Here is an 18,889-nt window from a genome sequence, read left to right on the forward strand (position 1 = left end):
CTATATGACGAAGTACTTGCTGGCCAGTGCGCTGAGCCTGTTGATACTAACCGGAGGCTGTAAAAACTCAACGCAAACCGACCAGACGGAGACGAGCACTACTCCTACTGATACCACTACGGTTCAGTTTGGGCAGGCTCCTCCCGCGCCCGAATGGGCAAAAAATGCGACAATCTATGAAGTAAACACCCGCCAGTTTTCGCGGGAGGGTACGTTCAAGGCCGTTACGGCGCAGCTACCTCGGCTGAAAGAACTGGGAGTCGATATTGTCTGGCTCATGCCGATTTATCCCATCAGCCTCAAAAACAAAAAAGGACCTCTGGGTAGCCCCTATGCCGTGGCCGATTACATGTCGGTTAACCCCGACTACGGTACCCTCGATGATTTCAAGGCACTGGTGCAGCGGGCTCATGCGTTGGGCCTGCGGGTTATTCTGGACTGGATTCCGAACCATACCGGCTGGGACCATAAATGGATTACGGAGCACCCCGATTATTACACCAAGGTAAAAGGGAAAATGACCACCCCGCTCGATCCGAAAACCGGCAAGCCGACCGATTGGACCGATGTAGTGGATCTGGATTACGACAACCCGAATCTGCGTAAGGCCATGATCGACGCCATGTCGTACTGGGTACGGGAGTGTGATATTGACGGTTTCCGCTGCGATGTCGCCGGCTTTGTTCCCGATGATTTCTGGCAGGAAGTGCGCCCGGCGCTCGACAAAATCAAAACGGTTTTCATGCTGGCCGAATGGGAGGACGAACCCGGTCATTTTTCGAGTTGCTTCAACGCCAATTACGCCTGGGGCATGCACACTGTCATGAAGGCCGTTGCCCAGGGGGCTCGACCGGCTACCGTGATCGACTCCATGATTGTGCTCAACCAGAAGCGGTTTCCGAAATGGTTTTATCAGATGCAGTTTTTGCAGAACCACGACGAAAACTCGTGGAACGGCACACTCACCGAATCGTTTAAGGAAGGGGCCGATGCGTTTGTGGTACTGAGCCACACCATCGACGGGATGCCGCTGGTCTATAACGGTATGGAATCGAACCTGAACAAGCGACTGGCTTTTTTTGAGAAAGACTCGATTCCCTGGGGAACGTACAGCAAAACCGACTTTTTTAAGTCACTACTGACCCTCAAACACCGTAACCGTGCTCTCTGGAACGGTCAGGCAGGCGGTAAAGCCGTGAAGATTCAAACGGGTGATGACGATAAAGTGTACGCCTTTTACCGGAAGAAAGACAATGATCAGGTTACGGTTGTACTTAATCTGTCGGAGAAACCCGTAACTACCCGACTCGAAGGAGCGGGCTACGAGGGGACATTCATGGAGATTTTTACCCGCACTTCGTCCGAAATTAAACCCGGTATGACGATTACCCTCAAACCCTGGGAGTATCGGGTGTACACCAACTAATACAACTGGCCCCAGAGGGGGCATTTAAGGTCTAAGCAAAACGCGGACGGTCAGAGTGAGGTAGTTTTACTACTTCCATCTGACCGTCCGCGTTTTGCTTGGGTACCCTATAAAAAACGAAAAAGCCAAGCGAGACTCTCTCTTGGCTTTCTGATTTACTCAACGTTATGAAAAACTTTTCTTTTCGACGCAATTATATAACAAAAGGGACTATGAAAGGTTTTCCACACTGTAGAATTTTTTCAACAAAAACATAACTGCCTGTTTATTAGAATTTTAAAAATAATTAAAATCTAATTAATGGGCACAACATGAATTCAATTTTACCGAAACCCTGGCCCAAACACGCCAGAGGGTTCACAATATGAGTCAGTTAGCGCCCGCCTATTCTACATCAGGTGGATTAACCTGCCCGTCTCGAATCACAATCTTCCGGTCGGCCAGATCGGCCAGGCCTTCGTTGTGCGTGACGATGATAAAGGTTTGCCCGAAATTGTCGCGCAGGTTGAAAAAGAGCTTATGTAACTCTTCCGCATTGTGCGAATCCAGATTCCCGCTGGGTTCGTCAGCAAACACAACGGCCGGTTGATTGATGAGCGCGCGGGCAACGGCAGTCCGCTGCTGCTCACCACCCGACATCTGCGAGGGGAAATGCCCTCCGCGGTCGGGCAGGCCAAGCGTTTGTAACAACACCTGCGCGCGCTCGCGAACCTCACGCTCGGGCTTACCGGCAATGAAGCCCGGCAGGCACACATTTTCGAGCGCTGTAAATTCGGGCAGCAGGTTATTAAACTGGAAAACAAACCCAATCTTTTCGTTTCGGAAACGGGCCAACTGATTATCGTTCAGCGTAAACACATTCTGATCGGCGAGAAAGACCTCGCCCGCATCGGGCCGGTCGAGGGTACCCAAAATGTGCAGCAGGGTACTTTTGCCAGCGCCCGACGCGCCCACAATGGACACAATTTCGCCGGAGTTGATGGTGAGGTCGATACCCCGCAGAACAGGCAGCGTACCGTACGAACGTTGGATATTTGAAGCGGTGAGAATGGATGTCATAAATGAGTTATTCGGGAACAACGAACCGTGGGCAGCGAACCGTACACCCCTTAAAGGTATCGGTGAATAAGCGTTTGTAATTCATGGATAACTGAAAAAACTGCTCATTGCCTACTGTTCACTGCTTATTGCGTAGTAAATTGCCGCGCAAAATTAGTGTTTTCAACATTCCTTTCGGGCCGCCGAAGCGGTTGCATCCGTCATGAATATACACGAGTATCAGGGTAAAGAAATTTTAAAGCGCTACGGCGTTCGAATCCAGGAAGGCATTGTAGCCGAATCACCCGACAAAGCCGTTGAGGCCGCCAAGCAGATTATGGCGCAAACCAACTCAAAGTTTGTTGTGGTGAAATCTCAGATTCACGCTGGAGGGCGCGGTAAAGGTAAGGTTCAGGGATCAGAGCAGCGGGGTGTGGCCCTGGCTAAATCGGTCGAAGACGTACGCCAGATTTCCGAAAACCTGATCGGCAAAGTGCTTGTAACGCACCAAACGGGCCCAGAAGGCAAGAAAGTAAATAAGGTACTGGTAGCTCAGGACGTATTCTACCCCGGCGAATCAGAGCCTAAGGAAATGTATCTGGGTATTCTGCTCGACCGCTCGAAGGCCTGCAACGTAATCATGGCCAGCACCGAAGGCGGTATGGACATCGAAGAAGTTGCCGAGAAAACGCCGGAGAAAATCGTGAAAGAGTGGATCGACCCGGCCGTTGGTCTTCAGGCATTCCAGGCCCGCAAAATTGCGTTTGGCCTCGGCTTGCAGGGTGAAGCGTTCAAAGAGATGGTGAAGTTTGTAACATCGCTATACAAAGCGTACGTTGATACGGATGCTTCGATGTTTGAGATCAACCCCGTACTGAAAACCTCGGACAACAAAATCCTGGCCGTTGATGCCAAGGTGAATCTGGACGACAACGCCCTTTACCGTCACCCGGACCTGGCCAATCTCCGCGACATCACGGAAGAAGATCCCCTCGAAGTAGAAGCCTCATCGAACGACCTGAACTATGTGAAGCTCGACGGCAACGTGGGCTGTATGGTAAACGGTGCCGGTTTGGCCATGGCGACGATGGATATCATCAAGCTGTCGGGTGGTGAGCCTGCCAACTTCCTCGACGTAGGGGGTGGTGCCAACGCCAAGACGGTAGAAGCCGGTTTCCGGATCATCCTGAAAGACCCGAACGTAAAAGCCATCCTGATCAACATTTTTGGGGGTATCGTTCGTTGCGACCGCGTTGCGACCGGGGTCGTGGAAGCCTACAAAGCAATCGGCGATATTCCGGTTCCGATCATCGTTCGTTTGCAGGGCACCAACGCGGCCGAAGGCGCAAAAATCATCGACGAATCAGGACTGAAAGTTCAGTCGGCGGTGGAGTTGAAAGAAGCGGCCGAGAAAGTTCGGGCGGTGGTGGCTAACCTGTAGTCGTTCGTTTCGGGTTTGGGTTCTTCGCTTTTAGTCAAGGGTGAACTCGTAGCAACCATTCAACCCGTTTCGAGTTACCTGCTCCCGTTCAAGGGAATCCAAAAAGAACAAAAAAGGGGCGTAGCAAACTGCTACGCCCCTTTTTTGTTACCAGATCGGCTTACTGCGCACTGGCGGTGAGTGGGCTACCGGCGGGTTTGAAACGAGCCACCCGGATGCCCGATAACCAGCGGTTGGCCAGCACATACTCGGTGAGCGGCTGACTCGTCAGCACGACCCGCCCCAAATCCGACGACGCGTGTAATAGATGCACCCGGCCATTTTGCCAGACGGCAAATCCGCAATGCTTCATGTCGAGGCCGGGTCGCGACGCCGTCAGCATGATGATATCTCCATCGCGCAGGTTATTTTCTGCCTGACGCAGGTTTTTCTTTGGTACAAAGGCAAATCGTTCCTGACTCAACGCTGTTTCGATCTGGGCGATCTGTTTGTACACGGTCGGATTTTGCAGAGCCGGGTACTTATGGGTTTTGGCGGTCATGTACGACAACGGCTTCGATACCCGCACGTGGCCCGTCAGTAGCGATGTAACATCCTGTAAAACGCCTTTCCGCTCGTTGTCGCGCAACCACTCCGAGAAGTAGTGTAACCGACTGGCGTACCCATCGATTTGTCCGTTACGATACCGGATTTTGGTCAGTTGCTTCCGAAACAACGTCTCGATCTGTGCGGCATTCTTCTTGTCGGTCACCTCATGCCACGCCAGAGTAAGCGCCATCGTCGTTTCGACGAACGTGGTACAATCGAACTCGCCCACGTTGACAATCAGCTGTTCGGTATCGCTCTTGTCGAGCGTATGCGGTACGTACGGTTTACCCAGAAACAGCCGTCCTACGCCCAGTACTGTCTCCGCAACCGTAGGGCCCGAGGCCGTTGCCAGCTCACGCGGCTCAGGCAGGGTTTGGGCCATACCAGCGGAGGCCCACAAGAATTGAAACAAAACGAGGTAATAGTTGTGCATAGGCTCGGTGGGTTTATGCAAGCATGAACGCGCAAGTTACCGGATTTCAAGGATTAAGACGCCAAGCGGGGGCAAAGTCACCGGTACGCCCGACGAGCCAATTATTTCCGCGTCAAAATTAGCCCCGAACACATCGACAAACCGGTAAGTAGCCGTTTCGTCGAGTTGCATGGTTTGCCAGGCATGGGTCGGAATCTGAATCGTAGTGTCGGCCCGTTGCGTCCGGTCAAAATTACACACGATCAATAAGCGTTGCTGCCCGGTATGGCGCAGGTACGAATACAGTCGGTTGCCGTTGTAGCCGGGGGTCTGGTTGTTGGCCCACTGCAAATCATAAAAAGCCCCGTTCTGAATCGCGTCAGATTGGTTGACAAGCGCATTCAACCGCCCATAAAAAGCTTTGAGTTGTTGGGTATCGGGCGGGAGAGCCCCATTATCGAACCCTGACCGCAGATAATCCTGCCATTCGGGAATGCCCCAATAATCGAAAATTGTAGTCCGGCCATCGTCACCACTAAATCCTTCGCTTCCCTCGGCCCTAACCCCCAACTCCTGCCCAAAATAGAGCAATAGCGGCCCCGTATGCAACGTTGCTGTGACCACCATGGCCGGTACGGCAATCCAGGGGTCGCCCGCAAAAAACCGCGAAGCAATGCGTTGCTCGTCGTGGGTTTCGAGAAACCGCAGCATGTGTTCGCTAAAATCGCCCGACTCCTGCTGCCACACGCGGGTAATGTCGTGGCACGAACCGTGTCCTTCCATGAGCCGCCGGAGTGAGTCGTACAAGCCCACTTTATCGTAGAGATAGTCGAAGCCGCCTTCCTCGATAAACCGCCGGTACAAACCGGGGTCGTAGATTTCGGCAATGAAAATCAGGTGCGGATACCGGCTTTTCACCTGCCCAATGGCCCAGTGCCAAAACTCGACCGGAATCAGATGCGCCATATCGCACCGAAAACCATCTACGCCTTTAGCAGCCCAGAACAGGAGAATATCGAGCATCTGATGCCAGGTAGCCGGGGGCGGGTCAAAATGGCCCACCCAGCCGTTGAACACGTCGATCCCGTAGTTGAGCTTCACGGTTTCGTACCAATCGTCGATAGAAGGCGCTTCGGTAAGCGAGCCGGAGCCCGTCACTTTGGCCGGGTATTCGCGGATCTGCTGGCGGTCGGGTTCACAGGCGGGCGTCACAAACTGACGGCCGGGCAGGTAGTAAAAATTGTTCTGAGCTGAAAACGCCTGTTGGGTGTCGTCGGCCTCGCCTAAGTCGCGCACGCCCGCCGGTTTCCTGTCTGAGTGGTACTGCCGCGCTACGTGATTGGGGACAAAGTCGATGATTACTTTCAGCCCATGCCCCTGCGTGCGATGGAGCAGGGATTCGAACTCGGCCATGCGGTTGGGCACGTCGACGGCCATATCGGGGTCAACGTCGTAGTAGTCTTTGACGGCATACGGCGACCCGGCCTGACCTTTGACCACCGAGGGGTCATCGGGACGAATACCAAAGGCTGAGTAATCGGTGGCGGTGGCGTGTTCCAGAATCCCCGTGAACCAGAGATGCGTAGCCCCAAACGCCCGAAGGTCGGTCAGGGCCCGGTCGTCAATATCGGCAAATTTACCGACTCCGTTCTGGGCCAATGTCCCATTTCGGTGGTTGGTTGTATTCTGATTACCGAACAGACGGGTAAATATCTGATAGATGACCAGCTTATCCAGCTTAGGCTTCGCAACGGTGGTATTCATACCGCAAAATTAAGACGGGAATCCCGTAAGTACCTCGAAAACTCGATCAAGTCGTGCGCCGGTCACTCGACTACTGGGTTACGAGAGCCGCGCATTATCCGGGTCTCATTTCCCTTTAGTACATTTGTCGGGTATCTTTTACCAATTTTATGAAACATTTCTGTGTAACCCTGCTTTGCCTGCTGGGGCTTTCGGCTGCTACGCTTCAGGCACAGGACGCTCGCATTCAACGGGTTGACCCAACCAACTGGTGGGTGGGCATGAAAGACCCCAAACTCCAGCTGCTGGTGTACGGTAAAAACCTGAGCAAAGCGAAAGTAAGCACGCGGTATCCGGGCATCACGGTTGGCAAAATCACTTCGTTTCCAAACACCAACTACGTCGCTGTTGACCTGACCATTGCCCCAACCACCAAACCGGGTACGGTTCCGCTTCTGTTTACGGTAGGTAGCCAAACGATTACCCACAATTACCGGATTGCCGCCCGAGACCGGAGCCGCGACCGTGTGCAGGGTCTCACCTCGGCCGATCTGGTGTACCTGATTTTGCCCGACCGGTTCTCGAACGGCGACCCTTCCAACGATAAGTTTGCCGATATGGCCGACCCCAACGCCGACCGCAGCAATCCGTACTTTCGGCATGGGGGCGATTTGCAGGGCATTATCAATCACCTCGATTATTTCAATGAGCTGGGCGTAACGGCCCTCTGGCTTAACCCGGTCATCGAAAACGATCAACCCCTGACTAACGAGGGCGGAGCCATGCGCTCGGCCTACCACGGGTACGGTTTCACCGATCACTACCGGGTAGACCGGCGGCTGGGCGGTAACGAGGCTTACAAGAAACTGGTGAACGAGGCCCACAAAAAAGGCATTAAGATTATTCAGGACGCGGTGTATAACCACGTGGGAGCCAACCATTGGCTGCTCAAAGACATGCCCGCCAAAGACTGGCTCAATCAATGGCCCACCTACACCAACACGTCGTACAAAGATCAGCCCCTGCTGGACCCCTATGCATCGGCGCTCGACAAAAAAGTGACGCTCGACGGCTGGTTTGTGCCTCACCTGCCCGATTTGAATCAGAAAAACCCGGTGGTGGCCAATTATCTCATTCAGCACGCCCTCTGGACGGTCGAAGAGTTCGGCATTGATGCCTGGCGGATCGACACGTACATCTACAATGATCTGGCGTTTATGAACCGCTGCAATCAGGCACTGCTCGATAATTTCCCGAACATTCACCTGTTTGGCGAGTCGTGGGTAGGTAGTGTGCCCAATCAGGCCTATTTCACCCGCAACAACATCGAATCATCGTTCAAGTGTAATCTGCCCGGTGGCATGGATTTTCAGGTTTATAATGCCCTGAACGAAACCCTCAAACGCGACAACCCCGAAACGGTGTACAGCGTACTGGCGCAGGATTATCTGTACAAAGACGCATCGCGCAACCTTATTTTTCTCGACAACCACGACACCGATCGGTATTTCTCGGTGATTGGCGAGGATATGAATAAGTTTAAAATGGGCCTGGTGTTTCTGATGACGAGCCGGGGGATTCCGCAGATTTACTACGGCACCGAGGTGTTAATGAAGAACTTCAAAGATCCTTCCGACGCCGAGGTTCGCCGGGACTTTCCGGGCGGCTTTGCCGACGATAAAGCAAACAAATTCACGGCCGCCGGGCGTACCAAAGTCGAGAATGAGGTGTTTGATTTCGTGCGGCAACTGGGTCAGTACCGCAAGCAGTCGGCGGCCTTGAAAACGGGCAAACTGATGCAGTTTCTGCCCCAAAACAACGTGTACGCCTATGCCCGCTACACCGACGCACAAACCGTGATGGTGTTTATGAACAGCGGCAAAAAAGACGCAACTGTCGAAACAGCCCGTTTTGCCGAGCGAATGAAAGGCTACAGCCGGGCTCGCAATGTGCTGACGGGCGAGGTGATCTCGAACCTGACGACGCTCAACGTACCCGCCCAAACGGCTTTGCTGCTGGAGTTGCAGAGATAATGGAATGGACAGTGAGCAATGGATAATGGACAATGAACAACTAACAGTGAACAGTGAACAATGTATAATGAACAATTGGGTTGCCTGGTGACAATCAGCTGCTTCATTATACATCGTTCATTATACATCATACATTTAATTCTGCTCCACTACTCAGCACCCAACCTGCTTTTGTACGGGAGTCTGAAGTAACAACCCAAACCACTGTCCGGGTCTACGACCACCGACAGGGTTTGGGTTGTTTGTTTAAGACCTGCAAAGGCGCGAAAGCTGACAACTTTTTAAAAAATTTCACGAACCCTAACTGGCTGTGTTTCGGGGCTCAGGCTCTTTGGAAAGCATCTTTTTACGCAACTGAGGGTACTGCGGCTGGGTGATTGCTGAACAAAAAGGTAGTACCCGGTGGTTATCCGATAGTACACCCCGTTGACCAACTGGCCACGGGGTGCCCTTGTTTGTTCACTCCGTTATGAAAAACAGTTGGTTGACGCTGCTCCTCGGCCTGGGAACCGGGTGCCTGCACATTGCTTTTGGTCAGAAAACAACCGATGCTTTAACCCAGCGAGCTCCCCTGCCCGATTGCATCCAGTACGCACTCGAAAATCAGCCCCTTCTCCGGCAGTCGGTCATTGATCAGAAAATAGCAGACCGTACCGTCCGCTCTGCTCAGGCGGGCTGGCTCCCGCAACTCAATGCCGGCTACAATCTGGTGCATAATCTGCAACTCCCGGTCACCCTGATCCCCGACGCCAACACGGGCGAACGCCGACCTATTGCACTGGGGGCCAAAAATACCTCCTCAGTATCCTTTTCGTTATCTCAGGCGATTTTCAACCGCGACGTACTACTGGCCAACCGGACGGCCGATGCCTATAGGGTGCAGGCCACGCAGGTAACGGCTCAGAACAAGATCGACGTGGTGGTGAACGTGAGTAAGGCGTTTTACGACGTGATTCTGACGCAGCGGCAGGTCGATATTCTGAATGAGGACATCACCCGCCTGCAACGCAGCTTGCAGGATGCCACCAATCAGTATCAGAGCGGGATAGTAGACAAAACCGACGCCCAACGCGCCCGTATTGCCCTTAACAATGCGCTTGCCCAACGCAAACAGTTTCAGGATCAGGTGGGTGCCAAGCAGCAGATTTTGAAACAATACATGGGCTATCCGCCCAATGAGCGCATCAGTCTGACGTACGACACCCTGCAACTGGCCAATGAGGCTGCCCTCGACACCAACCTGCTCGTTGCTCCGCAAAACCGTATTGAGTATCAGTTGCTACAAACCCAGGGCCGTCTGCTCGACGCCAACGTACAGTACAACCGCTGGGCCTACCTGCCTACGGTCAACGCTAACGCCAATTACAATCTGCTGTTTCAGAACAATGCCTTCACGCAGCTTTACAGTCAGGCCTTCCCGAACTCACTGATTGGTCTGTCGGTGCTGTTTCCAATTTTTCAGGGAGGTCGGCGGGTGCAGCAGTTACGGATTGCTGAGTTGCAGGTCGACAGGCTACGGTGGGACCGTACGGCGCTCGTGAGTGCTATTGATGCTGAATACGCGCAGGCCCTGTCGAACTACAAAGGCAATCTGGCCAACTACCTCGCCCTTCAGGAAAACCTTCAGCTGGCGCAGGATGTGTACCGCATTATCAACCTTCAGTACCGCTCGGGGATCAAGACATACCTCGACGTAACCGTTGCCGAAGCCGACCTGCGCACGGCCCGGCTCAACCTATTCAACGCCCTGTATCAGGTGCTCATCAGCAAATTGGATGTTCAGCGGGCGTTAGGCACTATTTCGTTTTGATTTTTTTGACCATGAAACCACACATCCAGACTCTGTCTTTGACAGCCATCTGCCTGTTTGCCCTTGCCTGCGGTGGGCAAAAAAATGAGCAGAAGCAGGGCCCTCCCCCACCCACACCCGTGAGTGCCGTACGAGCGGCCAAAGGGGATGCCGTTTACTACGACGAGTTTCCGGCTACGATTACGGCCCTGCTCGAAGTTGACGTGCTGCCACAAGTGGCGGGTAACATTACCGGCGTTTTCTTTCAGGATGGGCAGGTGGTTCGGAAAGGCCAAAAGCTGTACACCATCGACCCGCAACAATACCGGGCCGGCTACGATCAGGCTGTAGCGAACCTAAACGTGCAAAAGGCGAACCTCAACCGCGCCCAGAAAGATGCCGACCGGTACAACACGCTGGCCCAACAGGATGCCGTGGCCCGGCAACTTGTTGACAACGCCAACGCGACCCTCGAAGCCGCCCGCATGCAGGTAGCAGCGGCTCAGGCAAGCATCGAAGCTGTGGCTACCAACCTCAAATACACCACCATCTACGCCCCGCTCGACGGTACTATAGGGATCTCGCAGGTGCGCATGGGCGCGGCCGTTGCACCGGGCACAGCCCCCCTCAACACCATCTCGTCGGACAACCCCATTGCTGCCGATATACAGGTCGATGAAGGGCAAATTGGGCGTTTTCTGCGTTTGCAAACGAGCAAAGGCACCAACCGTGATTCAACGCTGGTTCTGGTAATGCCCGACGGTAGCCGCTACCCCTACCCCGGCACGGTCCGTATTGTCGACCGGGCAGTTGACCCGCAAACGGGCACCCTCCGCGTCAGGGTTGCGTTTCCGAACCCTGACCGTCAGTTGAAAGTGGGCCTCAATGCCAACCTCCGCGTGAAAAACAGCACCGGCGACCCCCAACTGCTCATTCCGTACAAAGCCGTGACGGAGCAAATGAGCGAATACTTTGTGTTTGTGGTAGGCGACAGTAGCAAGGTTACCCAGAAAAAGCTGACCCTTGGCGCGCGCATCAACGACAAGGTGATTGTTAAAGGCGGCCTCAATGAGGGCGAACTGGTAGTCACCGAAGGCACCCAGAAAATCCGGGAAGGGGCGCGGGTAAAAGTAAATTAACGAGGAGTGAGGAGATAGGAGTGAGAAGCGAGAATGCTCCGCCAGAAGTGTACGCGTCCGCATTTCTTACTCCTCACTTCTATCTCCTCACTCCCGCACAGATCTATGTTTGCAGAAATATTCATCAAACGGCCGGTCATGGCCATCGTGATTTCGGTGGTTATTGTGGCCCTCGGCACGCTTGCTCTGCTGAGCCTGCCCGTCAGCCAATACCCCGATATTACGCCCCCCGTGGTGCAGGTTTCGGCTACCTACACCGGTGCCGATGCCCAAACGGTTGAACAGACCGTAGCCACCCCCATCGAAACGCAGGTGAACGGTACCCCCGGCATGTCGTACGTGCAAACCAATGCAACCAACGACGGCCGGATGAGCATGAACGTGACCTTCGACGTGGGCACCGACGTGAACATTGCCGCGCTCGACGTGCAGAACCGGGTCGGTATTGCCCAGCCGCAATTGCCGGAAGAGGTGACCCGGCTCGGTGTGACCGTGCGGAAGCGTAACCCATCGTTATTTATGCTGGTGGCGATTTATTCGCCCAAGGGCTCGCACAATGTTTCGTTTCTGGACAATTACGCCAACATCTACATCCGCGACGCCCTGCTGCGGGTTGAAGGGGTAGGCGATATTTTCAGCCGGGCCGACGATTTCAGTATGCGAATCTGGATGAAACCCGACCGGCTGGCCCAGCTTGGCCTCACCGCCGACGATGTGGTGGCTGCGCTTCAGGAACAAAACCTGCAAGTGGCCGGGGGCTCTGTGGGGGCTCCTCCGCAACCCAGTTCACAGGCGTTTGAATACACGGTTTTTACCAACAGTCGACTCAGCAAAGAGGAAGAGTTTAACCAGATTGTGGTTCGCTCCGACCCGGCGCGGGGCTCGCTGGTGTACCTCAAAGACGTGGCGCGGGTGCAGTTGGGTAAGTTCTCGTACGCTAACAACTCGTTTGTGGATGGCAACCGGGCGGCCTATCTGCTCATTTACCAGTTGCCGGGCAGCAACGCCCTCGAAACGGCCAAAGGGGTGTATGCCGCTATGGACAACCTCAAAAAAACGTTTCCGAAAGATGTGGATTACGTGGTGCCCTTCGAGTCGGTATCGGTGATTCAGGTTTCTATTTCGGAGGTTATCAAAACGCTGGCCGAAGCGCTGGTGCTGGTAATTCTGGTCGTTTTTCTGTTTCTGCAAAGCTGGCGGGCCACGCTCATTACTCTGCTGGCTATTCCGGTGTCGATTATCGGGACGTTTGCCCTGTTTGTGCCGCTTGGCTTTACGGTAAACACCCTTACTCTATTTGCCTTTGTGCTCGCCATCGGGATTGTGGTCGACGACGCCATTGTGGTGGTGGAGGCTGTGCAGGCCAACATCGACAAAGGCATGAGTCCCTACGAAGCCACTGTTGAAGCCATGCGCGAGATTTCGGCCCCGGTGATTGCCATCGCGCTGATTCTGGCGGCCGTGTTTGTGCCAGTGGGCTTTATTCCGGGCATTGTAGGGCGGTTGTACCAGCAGTTTGCCATTACCATTGCGGTATCGGTGCTGATCTCGGCGTTTGTAGCCCTTACACTGACACCCGCCCTGTGTACGCTTCTGCTCCGGCCCATGCACATTGATGCGCAATCGACAGGGCTGAACAAGTTTTTTTACCGGTTTAACAGCTGGTTCGACCGGGTTACCAATGCGTATTCGGCGAGTGTACAACGGCTCATCAAGGCCACGCCCCTCGTGATTGTGGGCTTGGTGGTGTTGTACATTGGTACCGGATTGCTGTTTCGGGCGAAACCAACCGGGTTTATCCCGACAGAAGATGAAGGCCGCTTGATTGTGACCTACGAGATTCCTGAGGCAGCCTCTACCACCCGCAGTCTGGAGGTGCTTCGGGCGGTGATGGATACCCTCAAGAAACAACCCTACGTTGCCCACTTTTCGGCTCTGGGTGGCCTTAACGCCATCACGTTCGCGTCGAAATCGAACAGCGGCACCGTGTTTATCCAGCTGAAGCCCTGGGCCGAGCGTAAGGAGCGCAGTATGCAGGCCGACTCACTTGTGCCGAAACTACAACGGGCGCTTGCGGGCCTTTACGACGCCCGGGTGCAGGTAGTCCAGCCTCCGGCCATTCCGGGCCTGGGGCAATCGTCGGGCTTTACGTTTCAGATTCAGCAACGCGAAACCGCCGACGATGTACGGGCATTCGACGCGGTGGTGCAAAACTTCCTCGCCGAAGCCGCCAAACGACCCGAAATTGGCCGGGCTTTCACATATTTTACGGCTAAAGCACCCGCCTACCGGGTCGAGGTCGATCGGGAGAAGTGCAAGCGGCTGGGGGTCTCGGTATCCAATGTGTACCGAACGATTCAAACGTTTTTGGGGAGTCAGTACGTGAACGATTTCATTATCTACGGTCGTAAGTTTCGGGTGGTGGCACAGGCCGACACCCTGTACCGGAGCGACGTTCGGAACCTCAACCAGTTTTACGTTCGGAACGCGGGTGGGCAGCTTATTCCGATCAGCAACGTCATTCAGACCAAAGTGATCGAAAATGCACCGCTCATCTCACACTTCAATCTGTTTCGGTCGGTTGAGCTGAACGGCGGGGCCAAACCGGGGTACAGCAGCAGTCAGGCCAACGACGCTCTGCGCGAAGTAGCTGCGCAGGTGTTGCCCGCTGGCTATTCGTACGATTTTTCGGGCCTAAGCCGGGAAGAAATCAGTGCGGGCAACAGTTCGATCTACATTTTTGCGCTCAGTATTGGGTTTGTGTTTTTGTTTTTGGCCGCCCTCTACGAAAGCTGGTCGGTGCCGTTTTCGGTCTTGCTCTCAGTGCCAATTGGGGCCTTGGGCGCAATTCTGGCCTTGACCATTTTCCCCTACCTGACCAATAATATTTACGCGCAGATTGGTCTGATTACCCTCATTGGTCTGGCCGCTAAAAATGCCATTCTGATTGTCGAGTTTGCCAAGGAGCGCGTTGACCGGGGCGAGGATCTGCTCGAATCGACCATCGAAGCGGTTCGGCTGCGGCTCCGGCCCATTCTGATGACCTCACTGGCTTTTATTCTGGGGGTTGTGCCGCTGGCGATTGCTTCCGGAGCGGGTGGCGTGGCTCGGGTCACGATTGGCCGTACCGTTCTGGGGGGTATGTTGGCGGCAACATCGCTCGCCATTTTTGTGGTACCGGTGCTGTATGTCGCCATTACGCGGCTTGCCTACGGGAAGAAGGGGCTCGAGGCTCTCCGGCAACGTCGGCAAAGCAATCCGGAAGCTCCCAACCCAAATCCAGGTCTTTCGTAACAGAGAAAGCCCGGCACGTGAGCGTGCCGGGCTTTCTTTTGGGTTTAGGGTCTTACAAATCGCTTACTCGTGATCGGCAAAGCGATTTGGGTGCAGGCAATCAGACCAATACCTCACAATGGCGTCCAATTGGGTGCGCATTTCTTCCACGCTTTGTTTCTTTTCAAAGAACCCCTGAATGGTCAGTTCGTAGGCTTCCTCGACCAGGTGCCGGTACACCGGATGGGTAAAAAATATAAACGGAATAGCCCGCCGACGCAGCTGACTGTCGGCCTCAATCTGTCGGCGTAGTTCAAGGCCGTTGACCACCTGCATACTCACTTCCGAAATAATCAGGAACGGTCGCTCGGGGGTTGCTTTCAGGTACTCAATAGCCTCATGGCCATCGTTAAAAAAGAGAATATCACTCATGGGAGCCAGCTCCTCTAAAATCGGCTTGAAGATCAATTGGTCGTCTTCATCATCGCTGATGAAAACTATCGGTCCTTTCTGATACATATTTCTTACGTATTTGTTATCCATCAAATACAACCGGAAACGCCCGAAAATGATTGGATAAGGTTTCAAATCCCCCCATTATCCTATTCATTGCCCCATCCTCACTGGCTTGGACGGTGCTTTGCCTACCGCAGGCGGCAACGTTACGAGTGCGCGCACCTGGCGACGAATGATAAATGGGTGCAAATCTGCTCGTATGCGCCAATGATTGCGGGGGGTGTTTGCGCCAGGAGCCGTTCATGACGTACTTGCGCAGAATTCCTAACGAATACCCGACTCTATGGCTCTACGCGTATTTCCCGACTCCTCGGCTCTGGCCGATCATGCAGCCCGGCACATTGCCCACCTCCTCACCCGTAAGCCCGACGCTACGCTCTGCCTGGCCTCTGGCGAAACGCCCATTGCTACCTTTCATGCCCTGGTCGCGCTGGCACAGTCGGGGCACGCGAACCTCGACCGCTGTACGTTTGTGGGGCTCGACGAATGGGTGGGTATGGGCCCGACCGATGAGGGGAGTTGCAGTTATTACCTGTTTCGGGATTTGTTTGCGCCCCTCCAGATTCGGCCGGAGCAAATTCATTATTTCGACGCCAAAGCCACTGACCTTGCCGCCGAATGCCGCCGTATCGACACGGTGATTCATGAGCGGGGCGGCCTTGATTTACTGCTGGTAGGCATTGGACTTAACGGCCATATTGCCCTCAATGAGCCCGGAACGCCCTTCACCAATTACTGCCACGTGTCTGAGCTTGCCGAAACGACCATAACCGTCGGCCAAAAATACTTCTCCTCCCCCACCGCGCTATCCCATGGTATTACGCTCGGTTTGCAGCACCTGATGGAAGCCCACGAAGTCATCCTGATGGCATCGGGCGAGCGTAAAGCCGAGGTGATCCGGCAGGCATTGAATGGGCCCGTGACAGAGCAGTTTCCGGCCAGTATCATCCAAAAGCACCCCCACGCGCACGTTTGGATTGATACGGCGTGTCAGATCGGCTAATTTCCCGAAATACGGTCAGTTCGAGCGGTCACACCGCCCCCCGATCTGACAATACCCCAAACTTTCTCTACATACCATGACGTACTCCCGTCGTACCGAGGTTCTCGCCGGTATCTCTTCGTTTCTGGCTACGATGTACATCATTGTGGTCAACCCGTCCATTTTGAGTCAGACCGGCCTGCCGTTTAGTGGGGTTCTCACGGCTACGGTACTCCTGTCCTTTTTTGGGAGTTTAATGATGGGCCTTTACGCCCGCAACCCAATCGTGGTCGCGCCGGGCATGGGGCTCAACGCATTTTTCACCTTTACGGCGGTCAAGGGTATGGGCCTGAGTCCGCAGGTGGCGCTGGGGGCCGTGTTCTGGGCGGGTATTCTGTTTTTACTCCTCTCCGTGGGGCGAGTCCGGTCGGCCATTGTGGGGCTTATTCCGGTGCCGCTACGTTACGCGGTTTCGGCAGGCATCGGGCTGTTTATCACACTGATCGGCTTCGAAAACGCCCGGTTTATTATTGGCAACCCGGCTACCCTCGTCAGTATCGCTTCGGTGCACGACCCGGTTGTGCTCACGTTTGTAGCCGGGTTATTGCTCACGGCCATTCTGGTGGTCCGGCAAATACCGGGGGCCATTATCATCGGGATTGTACTGACCACACTGGCGGCATGGCCCATCGGGCGGTGGTGGGGCGATGCCTCGGCCATTAATTTCGGTCGGAAAGCGTTAGTCAACTACAACGGCCTGTTTGCCACGCCTGATTTCAGCCTGATTGGTCAGCTTGACCTCGTCAACTCGCTGCAATGGTCGCTGTGGCCGGTCATTTTTGCGTTTGTCTTCACCGACCTGTTCGATAGCATTTCGACGTTTGTGGGCGTAGCCGAAGCAGGTAACCTGTACGACCCCCTCCCCGACAATCAGCCAGCCAACGCACCCGTTTTTCGGCAACCACGCAACCTCAACCGGTCGTTACTGACCGACGCCGTAGCCACCACACTGGCGGGTGTGCTGGGTACTAGCCCCGGTACGGCCTATATCGAGTCGGCAGTGGGTATTGCACAGGGAGGGCGCACCGGTTTGGTGGCCGTAGTGGCCGCGTGTTTGTTTCTGCCGTTTTTGTTTTTATCGCCCCTTTTGTCGGTGATTCCGGCCATAGCTACAGCCCCGGCACTCGTGCTGGTGGGTGCGTTTATGATGCAGCCCATCACGCGTATCCGATGGGAACAACTCGACGATGCCATCCCGGCGTTTTTGGCGCTGGTACTCATTCCGTTCAGCTATTCCATCACGCAGGGCATTATCTGGGGCTTTCTGAGCTGGACGGTGATTAAACTCGCCGTGGGTAAACGGCACGAAGTACCGACCGGTCTGCTCGTTATCGATGCCTTCTGTCTGCTGGCTCTCTGGAGTGGGCACTGACCTATTTTTTCATTTCCAGCAACCGGATCGTGTGTTCCAGCGAGGTGGTTTTGTCCCATTCCTGATGGCCGGGGATCACGTGCTTCGGTTTCGGGATGGTTTGCTGTAGTCGCCTAACCGAGTTGGCCCACTCCCGCAGGTTAGCGTCGGCAACGTTGCCCAAACCCATAGCCGCGTAGCTTTTGACAAAACAGCCCCCGTGCAGGAGTTTCTCGGTCGGGAACCAAACCACAATGTTATCGGCTGTGTGCCCCTCGCCGGGGAAAATGCACCGAATCGGTAGCTTTCCCACCACCAGCGTGGTATCGTTCGATAAAATTCCTTCGGGCCGTTCGTAACCTGCTTTCTCCGATTTGTCGGCCGTGAGTGCTGTGCTCACCACCCGCACACCCGCCCGCCGGAGCGTGGCTATACCGCCCACCCGGTCGTCGTGAAAATGAGTAACAATACAAAGCCGAACCGGTTGATGCAGGTTTTGCTCAACCCAATGTAGCAGTTGCTCGGTCTGGTGCTGATCGGTCGGTATGTCCCAGCCCGTATCCACCAACACTACGCCATCGGCCGTCTTGGCAATGATTCCGTTCGACGGGACCAACTCGCCCCCGTACGTCCGAAACGTGGTATGCACATACAGGCGATCCGTAATCGGCGTCACCTTTATTTTGGGCGGTGTTTGGGCTTGCCCCATCAGGGGTAGGATCGACAAAAGGAGGAGAATAATTCGCACGAAAGTAGCGGATTTGTTTAATAGTGACCTTCACAGGAAATAATAACGATCTCCTCGTCAGTGGCTTTGTATATACGTCGGTGCTCTTGGGTAAATTCTTGCCAGGCATCTGGGTCAAAGCGAATGGCACGCATCAGATTGACCCGGCTTCTTCAACGATTTTTTGCCAGTCGGGTCGTACAAGATTCGTCTGGCTTGCTTCGTAACGGTCGATCCGTCGGTCTATTTCGGCTTTCTTGCTCTCCCGTTCGACTTTGGCCACTTTAAACCGAAGAGCTTGAGCCAGTTCGTTGATTACGCTCATATACTGCGCATCCACGTTTTCGAGGACAATTCTCATACAATGCAGG

At 54.4% G+C, this 18,889-nt stretch carries 14 protein-coding genes; 8 read left to right on the forward strand and 6 right to left on the reverse strand.

Going from position 1 to position 18,889, the window contains the following annotated elements:
- The first annotated feature begins 4 nt into the window (after positions 1-4).
- Positions 5-1,426 (forward strand): alpha-amylase family glycosyl hydrolase, encoded by a 1,422-nt coding sequence (locus RUDLU_RS0103070; protein ID WP_019986883.1) that lies wholly within the window; start codon positions 5-7, stop codon positions 1,424-1,426.
- Positions 1,427-1,810: 384 nt separating this feature from the next.
- Here the strand turns inward: RUDLU_RS0103070 and RUDLU_RS0103075 are convergent, their stop codons facing one another.
- On the reverse strand, positions 1,811-2,485 hold the full coding sequence (locus tag RUDLU_RS0103075; RefSeq protein ID WP_019986884.1) for an ABC transporter ATP-binding protein: 675 nt from the start codon (positions 2,483-2,485) through the stop codon (positions 1,811-1,813).
- A gap of 202 nt (positions 2,486-2,687) precedes the next feature.
- Here RUDLU_RS0103075 and sucC point away from each other — a divergent pair, with 202 nt between their 5' ends.
- The gene (gene sucC, locus RUDLU_RS0103080) at positions 2,688-3,905 is read left to right on the forward strand and encodes an ADP-forming succinate--CoA ligase subunit beta (RefSeq protein WP_019986885.1); all 1,218 of its coding nucleotides are present in this window, start codon (positions 2,688-2,690) and stop codon (positions 3,903-3,905) included.
- A gap of 160 nt (positions 3,906-4,065) precedes the next feature.
- Here sucC and RUDLU_RS0103085 read toward each other — a convergent pair whose 3' ends face one another.
- Positions 4,066-4,926, reverse strand: coding sequence for an N-acetylmuramoyl-L-alanine amidase-like domain-containing protein (locus RUDLU_RS0103085; RefSeq protein ID WP_019986886.1), 861 nt, complete (start codon positions 4,924-4,926; stop codon positions 4,066-4,068).
- Positions 4,927-4,962: 36 nt separating this feature from the next.
- A complete protein-coding gene (locus RUDLU_RS0103090) occupies positions 4,963-6,669 on the reverse strand; it encodes an alpha-amylase family protein (protein ID WP_019986887.1) in 1,707 nt (568 codons plus the stop codon).
- Positions 6,670-6,818: 149 nt separating this feature from the next.
- Between RUDLU_RS0103090 and RUDLU_RS0103095 the strand changes: the two genes are divergently transcribed.
- The 4 genes from RUDLU_RS0103095 to RUDLU_RS0103110 all read left to right on the forward strand — a co-directional run bounded on the left by RUDLU_RS0103095 (position 6,819) and on the right by RUDLU_RS0103110 (position 14,903).
- The gene (locus RUDLU_RS0103095) at positions 6,819-8,681 is read left to right on the forward strand and encodes a glycoside hydrolase family 13 protein (protein WP_019986888.1); all 1,863 of its coding nucleotides are present in this window, start codon (positions 6,819-6,821) and stop codon (positions 8,679-8,681) included.
- Positions 8,682-9,150: 469 nt separating this feature from the next.
- Positions 9,151-10,491, forward strand: a complete 1,341-nt coding sequence (locus tag RUDLU_RS0103100) for a TolC family protein (protein ID WP_019986889.1) — start codon at positions 9,151-9,153, stop codon at positions 10,489-10,491.
- A gap of 11 nt (positions 10,492-10,502) precedes the next feature.
- On the forward strand, positions 10,503-11,609 hold the full coding sequence (locus RUDLU_RS0103105; protein WP_027302708.1) for an efflux RND transporter periplasmic adaptor subunit: 1,107 nt from the start codon (positions 10,503-10,505) through the stop codon (positions 11,607-11,609).
- Positions 11,610-11,714: 105 nt separating this feature from the next.
- Complete coding sequence (locus RUDLU_RS0103110; RefSeq protein WP_027302709.1) at positions 11,715-14,903, forward strand: efflux RND transporter permease subunit; 3,189 nt, start codon at positions 11,715-11,717, stop codon at positions 14,901-14,903.
- Between the two features lie 63 nt (positions 14,904-14,966).
- Here the strand turns inward: RUDLU_RS0103110 and RUDLU_RS0103115 are convergent, their stop codons facing one another.
- Positions 14,967-15,401 (reverse strand): response regulator, encoded by a 435-nt coding sequence (locus tag RUDLU_RS0103115; protein ID WP_027302710.1) that lies wholly within the window; start codon positions 15,399-15,401, stop codon positions 14,967-14,969.
- A gap of 280 nt (positions 15,402-15,681) precedes the next feature.
- Between RUDLU_RS0103115 and RUDLU_RS0103120 the strand changes: the two genes are divergently transcribed.
- Together RUDLU_RS0103120 and RUDLU_RS0103125 are read left to right on the forward strand one after the other, a co-directional pair.
- Positions 15,682-16,401 carry a glucosamine-6-phosphate deaminase gene (locus tag RUDLU_RS0103120; protein WP_019986893.1) on the forward strand — a complete coding sequence of 240 codons (720 nt, stop codon included), beginning with the start codon at positions 15,682-15,684 and terminating at the stop codon, positions 16,399-16,401.
- A 76-nt stretch (positions 16,402-16,477) separates the two neighbouring features.
- Positions 16,478-17,812 (forward strand): NCS2 family permease, encoded by a 1,335-nt coding sequence (locus RUDLU_RS0103125; protein ID WP_019986894.1) that lies wholly within the window; start codon positions 16,478-16,480, stop codon positions 17,810-17,812.
- 1 nt (position 17,813) lies between these two features.
- On the opposite strand, the gene bla is transcribed toward RUDLU_RS0103125, so the two are convergent.
- Both bla and RUDLU_RS0103140 read right to left on the reverse strand, forming a co-directional pair.
- On the reverse strand, positions 17,814-18,539 hold the full coding sequence (gene bla / locus RUDLU_RS0103130) for a subclass B1 metallo-beta-lactamase (RefSeq protein ID WP_245581618.1): 726 nt from the start codon (positions 18,537-18,539) through the stop codon (positions 17,814-17,816).
- Between the two features lie 133 nt (positions 18,540-18,672).
- Positions 18,673-18,879, reverse strand: a complete 207-nt coding sequence (locus RUDLU_RS0103140) for a hypothetical protein (RefSeq protein WP_019986896.1) — start codon at positions 18,877-18,879, stop codon at positions 18,673-18,675.
- Between the last annotated feature and the right edge of the window lie 10 nt (positions 18,880-18,889).

Origin of the sequence: Rudanella lutea DSM 19387, from assembly GCF_000383955.1 — a bacterium.
Taxonomy (GTDB): Bacteria; Bacteroidota; Bacteroidia; order Cytophagales; family Spirosomataceae; genus Rudanella; species Rudanella lutea.

Coding starts and splice junctions, on each gene's coding strand:
- RUDLU_RS0103070 (WP_019986883.1), top strand. CDS start 5: ATGACGAAGTACTTGCTGGCCAGTGCGCTGAGCCTGTTGATACTAACC.
- RUDLU_RS0103075 (WP_019986884.1), bottom strand. CDS start 2,485: ATGACATCCATTCTCACCGCTTCAAATATCCAACGTTCGTACGGTACG.
- sucC (WP_019986885.1), top strand. CDS start 2,688: ATGAATATACACGAGTATCAGGGTAAAGAAATTTTAAAGCGCTACGGC.
- RUDLU_RS0103085 (WP_019986886.1), bottom strand. CDS start 4,926: ATGCACAACTATTACCTCGTTTTGTTTCAATTCTTGTGGGCCTCCGCT.
- RUDLU_RS0103090 (WP_019986887.1), bottom strand. CDS start 6,669: ATGAATACCACCGTTGCGAAGCCTAAGCTGGATAAGCTGGTCATCTAT.
- RUDLU_RS0103095 (WP_019986888.1), top strand. CDS start 6,819: ATGAAACATTTCTGTGTAACCCTGCTTTGCCTGCTGGGGCTTTCGGCT.
- RUDLU_RS0103100 (WP_019986889.1), top strand. CDS start 9,151: ATGAAAAACAGTTGGTTGACGCTGCTCCTCGGCCTGGGAACCGGGTGC.
- RUDLU_RS0103105 (WP_027302708.1), top strand. CDS start 10,503: ATGAAACCACACATCCAGACTCTGTCTTTGACAGCCATCTGCCTGTTT.
- RUDLU_RS0103110 (WP_027302709.1), top strand. CDS start 11,715: ATGTTTGCAGAAATATTCATCAAACGGCCGGTCATGGCCATCGTGATT.
- RUDLU_RS0103115 (WP_027302710.1), bottom strand. CDS start 15,401: ATGTATCAGAAAGGACCGATAGTTTTCATCAGCGATGATGAAGACGAC.
- RUDLU_RS0103120 (WP_019986893.1), top strand. CDS start 15,682: ATGGCTCTACGCGTATTTCCCGACTCCTCGGCTCTGGCCGATCATGCA.
- RUDLU_RS0103125 (WP_019986894.1), top strand. CDS start 16,478: ATGACGTACTCCCGTCGTACCGAGGTTCTCGCCGGTATCTCTTCGTTT.
- RUDLU_RS0103140 (WP_019986896.1), bottom strand. CDS start 18,879: ATGAGAATTGTCCTCGAAAACGTGGATGCGCAGTATATGAGCGTAATC.